At 41.8% G+C, this 7,151-nt stretch carries 5 protein-coding genes and 1 pseudogene; 3 read left to right on the forward strand and 3 right to left on the reverse strand.

Going from position 1 to position 7,151, the window contains the following annotated elements; genetic code table 11:
- Nucleotides 1-735: 735 nt before the first annotated feature.
- Nucleotides 736-1,329, reverse strand: a pseudogene (recR, locus tag OGM63_RS00365) (recombination mediator RecR); the annotation flags it as partial.
- A 220-nt stretch (nucleotides 1,330-1,549) separates the two neighbouring features.
- Between recR and OGM63_RS00370 the strand changes: the two are divergent.
- The gene (locus OGM63_RS00370) at nucleotides 1,550-3,154 is read left to right on the forward strand and encodes a histidine kinase N-terminal 7TM domain-containing diguanylate cyclase (RefSeq protein ID WP_263743508.1); all 1,605 of its coding nucleotides are present in this window, start codon (nucleotides 1,550-1,552) and stop codon (nucleotides 3,152-3,154) included.
- A 116-nt stretch (nucleotides 3,155-3,270) separates the two neighbouring features.
- Here the strand turns inward: OGM63_RS00370 and OGM63_RS00375 are convergent, their stop codons facing one another.
- Together OGM63_RS00375 and ccmP are read right to left on the reverse strand one after the other, a co-directional pair.
- Complete coding sequence (locus OGM63_RS00375) at nucleotides 3,271-4,062, reverse strand: pentapeptide repeat-containing protein (protein ID WP_263743510.1); 792 nt, start codon at nucleotides 4,060-4,062, stop codon at nucleotides 3,271-3,273.
- Nucleotides 4,063-4,071: 9 nt separating this feature from the next.
- Nucleotides 4,072-4,713 (reverse strand): beta-carboxysome protein CcmP, encoded by a 642-nt coding sequence (ccmP, locus tag OGM63_RS00380; RefSeq protein ID WP_263743511.1) that lies wholly within the window; start codon nucleotides 4,711-4,713, stop codon nucleotides 4,072-4,074.
- A gap of 479 nt (nucleotides 4,714-5,192) precedes the next feature.
- Between ccmP and OGM63_RS00385 the strand changes: the two genes are divergently transcribed.
- Both OGM63_RS00385 and OGM63_RS00390 read left to right on the forward strand, forming a co-directional pair.
- Nucleotides 5,193-5,813 (forward strand): AAA-like domain-containing protein, encoded by a 621-nt coding sequence (locus OGM63_RS00385; protein ID WP_263743514.1) that lies wholly within the window; start codon nucleotides 5,193-5,195, stop codon nucleotides 5,811-5,813.
- Nucleotides 5,814-6,229: 416 nt separating this feature from the next.
- On the forward strand, nucleotides 6,230-7,048 hold the full coding sequence (locus OGM63_RS00390; RefSeq protein ID WP_263743512.1) for an AAA-like domain-containing protein: 819 nt from the start codon (nucleotides 6,230-6,232) through the stop codon (nucleotides 7,046-7,048).
- Nucleotides 7,049-7,151 lie beyond the last annotated feature (103 nt).

Raw genomic sequence — 7,151 nt, forward strand, 5'->3', positions numbered from 1 at the left:
TCGTTAATGTTGTAACTGGTGAACCTGGACTGAAAAGTGATAGGACTTTCTTCCGAAAAAATCGCGCTCGCTTTGACCGAAAGCAAAAATTTCCGGTGGATTTAGCCCATCAAGGGGAAGATGCAATTACAAAGAAGGAAGAAGTTAGGACCGAAGTTGGAAGAAGTAAAAAGTATAAATACAAACTTACTTTGTGAGTGTAGAGATGAAGTAAAATAAATAATTATACTCAAGATGGCTTGCACTTCCAGTATAAAACGCGCCGGTTCGACGGACAGAAGCTTCTGAGGCAGGCAACGTCGCGTCCTTGTTACAATCCCACGTTTAAAAACGTGGGTACAACTTCGGTCTTTCTTCTTCCTTCTTACTTTTCGTGAAACACTCTTTGACCGTAGGGACTTTGAGCATGAGTTCGTGTTAAACTTAAGTATTGCACCCGCTAGTCTTGCCCAAAAAGCGTATGGGATTTGCATAAAACTTTAGCTCGTAGTCAGCGATTTATCGCTTTGTTTTGTCTTCGAGAACCTTACTAAAGGTAGTCTGCCGGGGTTTGGAACGAGCCTCGTAGACGCTGATCTTGCTAGCTCTACCTCACGAAAGAGCGCTCCAAGCAGGAAGTATGAGGCAACTGGGGGAAAAGAAGCGTCAGAAATCTCAAAGCAATTTCGCTAAAAACAAGTTAGAGGATGTAGAAACCTCTAGCTCAGGCGAAGCCAGCTAGAGGTAGTTCATTAACTAATCTAACTCTCGGCGTCCTTCCAAAGCTCTTGCCAGCGTCACCTCATCAGCGTATTCCAATTCGCCACCCACAGGCAAACCAAAAGCAATCCGCGTCACTTTCGTAAATGGCTTGATTAGCTGACCAATATATAATGTCGTCGTTTCCCCTTCGACACTGGGACTGATTGCCAGAATAACTTCTTTGGGCTTATCTTTACTTACCCGTCGCACCAAAGCTTGCAGAGTTAACTGTTCTGGACCAATTCCATCTATGGGAGAAATTACCCCACCCAAGACATGATACTTGCCTTTATACTCGCGGGTTTTTTCTAGTGCAATCACATCACGAGAATCAGCCACTACACAGATAGTACTGTTGTCGCGGTTGGAGTTGCGGCAGATTTCACAAACAGGTTCAGAAGAAAGGTGAAAGCAGACAGAACACAAGCCTATCTGTTTTTTTGCCTCGATTAAAGCTTGTGCTAAATCTTCTACTTCTGATTCTGGACGCTTCAAGATGTGCAGCGCTAGACGTTGGGCAGTTTTGGGACCCACTCCTGGTAAGCGTTGCAGTTGTTCAATTAACCGTGCTAAAGGACGTGCGTAAACCGTTGTCTTATCTCCAGTATTTTCGTACTATAACTATAATGACATTTTTCGGGACTTTGGATTGCTCATTTGACTCAAATTCGACCATATTTGGTTAAGAGAAACCGCTGGAAAAATATATCTTTAGTTACAAAATGTGATGCGGCTTGGGTGATTCTAATGGTATAGCTAAAATTTATCTCTAAGAATGTAAGATAAATTCTTGAATAGCCCATCCAAAATGCTTTTTCAGTACAATCTCTACTTTTTCGTTCTTAGTCTAACTGCAATTATTTCAGCTATTGTTGCTTTTGATGCTTGGCAGCGTCGTCAAACTTCTGCTGTTAGCAAACCGTTTATTTTGATGATGCTAGCGATCGCACTTTATGCTTTGGTTGCGGCAATGGAAGCTGGTGCGATCGCTCTAGAGGATAAAATATTTTGGTCAAAGCTCGAATACGTCGCATCGAATAGTGTAATTACACTCTTCTTGATATTCACAATGCACTTTACCAGCAAAAGGCAGTGGCTGACATCTCGGAATATAGCGTTGTTATGGGTTATTCCCGCCTTCAATGTGGCAATGGTTGCCACCAACGAATGGCATAATCTGATTTGGACTGGCTTTTTGCGCCATCCTCATCAAACTAATATTATGATTTACCAACATGGTATTGGCTTTTTTTGGGTGATGGGGTGTGTTTATGTTTACACATTTGCAGGCATATTGCTGCTTGCCAAAAGAGCTTTGCTCCCCTCTGTTCTGTATAGCCAGCAGTCTTCCATAGCATTAGTTGGTGGGTTGATACCACTGGTTGGGGGTAGCGCGTATATGCTATGTCTGACTCCCCCGGGTTTGAACATCACCCCGATGAGCTTCATGCTCACCGGACTGATTTATGCTGTTAGCGTCTTTCGCTTCGGCATGTTTGACCTTGTTCCCGTAGTGCGGGACATTTTGATTGACAGAATGAGTGATGGTGTGCTTGTCTTGGATGTGCAAAACCGCATTCTTGACATTAATCCTGCGGCACAAAATTTGATTGGGACGACAGCACATCTGATTGGACAATCTGCCGATCAAGTTATGTCAAAATGGCAAGAAAAAATCATATCCTACCACGAATATGAAAGCGTTAACACAGAGATATTAATGGATTTGTCAACACTTCGTTATCTGGAGCTACAAATTACGCCATTACGCGATCGCCGCAGGCAATTAACAGGATATCTGCTTATTTTGCGTGACATTACTCAACGTTATCAGGTTGAGGTTGAACTTCGGCAGGCTAACGAACGTCTGCGTCTTCAAGTGGTGCAAATTGAGACTTTACAGGCTCAACTACGGGAACAAGCAATGCAGGACGACCTGACTGGCTTGTTCAATCGGCGTTATTTTGACCAGACATTCCCAAGAGAACTGGTATGTGCAACACAAGAGTCTTATCCAGTTGCGGTTATTTTAATGGATATTGATTACTTTAAGAAGATTAACGATACATTTGGGCATCAGGCAGGCGATCGCGTGTTACAACTATTTGCAGGACTGCTGCGCCAATACAGCCGCTCTAGCGACATTGTGTGTCGGTATGGGGGTGAAGAGTTTGTATTAGCTTTGCCCGGTATGACACTAAATAATGCCTTTCAATATGCTGAACAAATTCGGTTATCCTTTCAAGCTGCGCGAGTTAAATTTGCAGACAGGGAAATAAATACAACAGTTTCGGGTGGGATTTGCGTATTTCCTGATAATGGAAATACCAGCGACGACATGTTGGAACTTGCTGATAAAGCATTGTATGCCGCCAAAGCATATGGGCGTAATTGTATCAAATATGTCCGATAATATCGGCGTTGATAAATAAAAGTATGAAAATATCACGCAGAGCCGCAGAGACGCAAAGAGAAAGATTGAATTTTGGTATTTTAATACTATAATATCCAATCCAACTAATCTTGTTTTTAATCAGGCATAATTGTTTGGTGAAGATTCGCGCCGATGAAGTTAGCTCCTCTAATTTTAGCACCTCTGAGGTTAGCGCCTTTGAGGTTAGCTCCTGCCAAGTTCGCACCATTCAAGTTAGTCCATCTCAAGTTAGCTCCACCCATGTCAGCTTCACACAAGTTAGCCTTGCTCAGATATGCACCACCCAGGTGAGCATAACTCAAATTAGCTTTGTACAAATCAGTTTTATAAAGATAAGCGCCAATTACTTCCGCTTCATACAGATTTGCTTGGCTTAAGTCAGCTTCATTCAAGTTAGCTTCCATCAGGTTAGAAAAACTCAAGTTAGCTCGGTGAAGCTTTGCACAAGCCAAATCAGCACCTCTCAAATTAGCTTTGCTCAAGTCAGCCCCAATTAAATTAGCATCAGCGATCGCAGCGTCTTTCAGATTTGCCTCACTCAAAGACGCTCCAATCAGATTCGCATAACTCAAATCTGCTTGTGTCAATGTAGCACCGCTCAAGTTCGTAACACTCAAGTTAGCTTCACTCAAATTAGCTTCAATCAAATTAGCTTTATAAAGGTTAGCACCGCTCAAGTTAGCACCACTGAGGTTTGCTCGCACAAGTAAAGCATTACTCAAATCCACCCTGCTCAAGTTTACCCCTTGGAGGTTTGCGCCTCTGAGATTATACCCAAGCAAATTCGCAGCGCTGAGGTCTGGTTCAACCTGGGGATTTTTCTTTCTCCACTCAGTCCATGTGACTGCACCTGCTGTGAGTAAAGCTAGATGCTCTCGATTTGCCATGATATTTCGTTACTCCTGACGCCCACCCTGAAGATTTGCTCGACCAGGGACACTTTCAATCGCTGCTAACGCTCCTTGAGCACCTGCGAGAATATCCCGTTCATGTCCACCTAAATAAAGCCGTCCAAAGCTGCCTACAGCTTGCACCTCAAGAATATTAATCGATGCCGCTTTCTCAGCTTCATTCGCGGCAAGTGCAGCATAAGCAGCAGGTTCAACTTCTAAAACATACAGCGTTTGTCCCGCAAGTAGTAACTGTCCGCGTCGCGTGCGATTGATAAGTTGTGTTTGATAAGCATCAATATTGCGGATAATCTGAGTAGAAACCACACGCGGTTTCAGACAATCTTCTTTTTTAACTCCTAACATCGCTAAAATCGCTTGACCAGCAGCTCGCGTTTCTCCTTGAGAGGCAGAATGAACTTCTAATAAGCCGTAGAGTCGTTCGACTACTTGGACTCCCGGACGGACAGAAGCCGATTTGAGGGCTACATCGGTAATTTTATTAATTTCGATACCAGGGGAGATTTCAATCCACAACGATGTATCTCCTGGTAATGGCAAGAAACCTTGGGCTACTGTTCCTATATATGCTGCGTGTTGAGGTTGCAGGCTGTCGAGAAAGACGAAACTGCGTAGTTCTATTCCCAAAGTTTAGCTCTCCAGTCATATGGCGATGTACGTGCGTCACTTTAAACTACCATAAGGCTAGGTGGATGCATCGCTCAAATAGTTTACTTTCAGGAAGGGCGATCGCTCTCATAAAATTAAAGCCGCAAAATTACCACTTGGACGATCTAATAGACAAACGTCGTCAAAATTAAATATGCGTTATCCAAACCTTAACAGACGTAGCATTGCTACGTCTCTACATTCATTTTCAAATAGGTTGTCTAATATGTTTGATTACTGATCACGGATGACAAAAGCACACATGCGAAGATAAATAAAGGCAATAAGAGCGTGGTTTACTTATGTGGTTAGGGTTTGTACTAGCATTGGTTGGGTTTCCTCATTTACATCCGCATTTCTGCACCTACTAAGTAGGTCGGCGAGAATAAACCGAACTATGTAAAGAAAAATAAAGTTTGAAAATTGGTTTGTAGTAAGCGCTTACCAGTATTGCCGAAATATTAGAGTTAGAGCAACCTGTAGAAGAACACTGGCGCAAAAGTTTGGGTAATTGTAAGATAAAATGCCGAACCTACTTTGAAAAGTATCTCTTACCAGGAGATAGTGCCGTTGCGATCGCTTTAGATGAGGTAGACAGACTGTTCCCACATGGGGAAATCGCTGGAGAGTTTTTAGGAATGCTACGAACTTGGCACGAAGACGCAAAAACTAAACCTCTTTGGCGCCAATTGCGGTTATTGATGTTGCACACACAAGTTTATACTCAGCTAAATATCAATCAGTCACCCTTTAATGCCGGGACAGAAATTAAATTAACAGATTTTACTCGCGAACAAGTGGAATCTCTGTCACGTCAGTATAAATTAAACTTGCAAAATACTCAAATAGAACAACTAATGGCAATGGTAGGAGGACATCCGTATCTGGCAACAAAAGCCATACAGGTAGTATCGCGACAAGAAATGACTTTAGAAAGCTTGTTGCAATCAGCACCCACAGTTTCGGGAATTTATCGTAACCATTTAGAAAGACACTGGCATTATTTACAGAAAAATCTTCCACTCTTCACAGCATTTAAAACAATAGTTTTAGCAGATAGTCCGGTTGAATTAAATTAAAATTAAAATTTAGACGATGCAGTTAAATTATATGATTTTGGGTTGGTAGAACTGCAAAGTAATAGTGCAGTGTCACGTTATAAAATCTATCGTTTATATTTCCGAGAACGGTTAGGAAGTTAGGAATTAAGGGTGTATTCCCTGAATGGAAGAAATACCCTTCTTAAGGGTACTGCTACACGAACAAAGCCTGGGTCGGCAAACTTCGTCTGTGTAGCCCCAGGCTTATAGCCTGAGGGCAATTTTGCAAAACAGGACGCTCCCGAAATTACAAAGTGCATAAGCATATTTAATGTATATAAGATTATGACCCAATAGGCTTGGTGTTAAAAAATTGGTGGTAAAAATTGTATGTAGAGACGTAGCATTGCTACGTCTCTACGAGAATTTGGGGCTGAAATGAACGGTATTGAATTATGACCAACTCAAAACAAAGTAACGGATATCAAGTAGGAGGAAGCCTCGGCGAATCAGCTTCATCTCATGTTCTCCGCCAAGCAGATTCTCAACTTTATGAAGGGTTAAAAACAGGTAAATTCTGCTATTTATTAAATTGCCGACAAATGGGTAAATCGAGTTTGCGCGTACACACAATGGCACGTCTCAAAAAAGAAGGGGTTGCTTGCGTGGCATTTGAAATGCGTGAATTATGCTTACATGAAGTGACAGAAGATGAATTTTATGGTGGTTTTGTTAGCTATCTAGTAAGTGAATTTAATTTAGATATTGAACTTGAAAGCTGGTGGTATGGGCAGAATTTAATTCATCCCGGACAACGATTAACTAAGTTTATCGAAGAAATACTACTAGAACAAATTACGCAAAGTATTATTATATTTGTCGATGAAATTGATAGCGTTTTAAATTTAAGTTTTCAAGACGATTTTTTTGCTTTTATTCGCTCCTGTTATAACAAACGTGCTGATAAACTTAAATATAATCGCCTCACTTTTGCACTGTTGGGGGTAGCAACTCCGGCTGATTTAATTGCAGATTCATCCCATACACCGTTTAATATCGAAAGCGAAGCAATCGAATTAACTGGTTTTCAATTGGATGAAGCAACACCGTTAGAAAAGGGATTTATTGGTATCACCAGCAATCCCCGTGCAGTGCTTCATGAAATTTTGCTTTGGACGGGGGGACAACCGTTTCTCACGCAATGGGTTTGTCAGCTTGTATCTTCTTTGTCACACATTGCTGAGGGGGTAGAGCTAGTCCTAAGACCTCAATAGCATAGACAAGTCTAGACTATTATTGACAACTATTCGTCTACATTTTCAATGAGACTATCAACAAATTCTCTTAGCCGTTCCTTCCAGTCGGGGACGGCTTTTA

The organism is Plectonema radiosum NIES-515, from assembly GCF_025753815.1.
Taxonomy (GTDB): Bacteria; Cyanobacteriota; Cyanobacteriia; order Cyanobacteriales; family Nostocaceae; genus Hassallia; species Hassallia radiosum_A.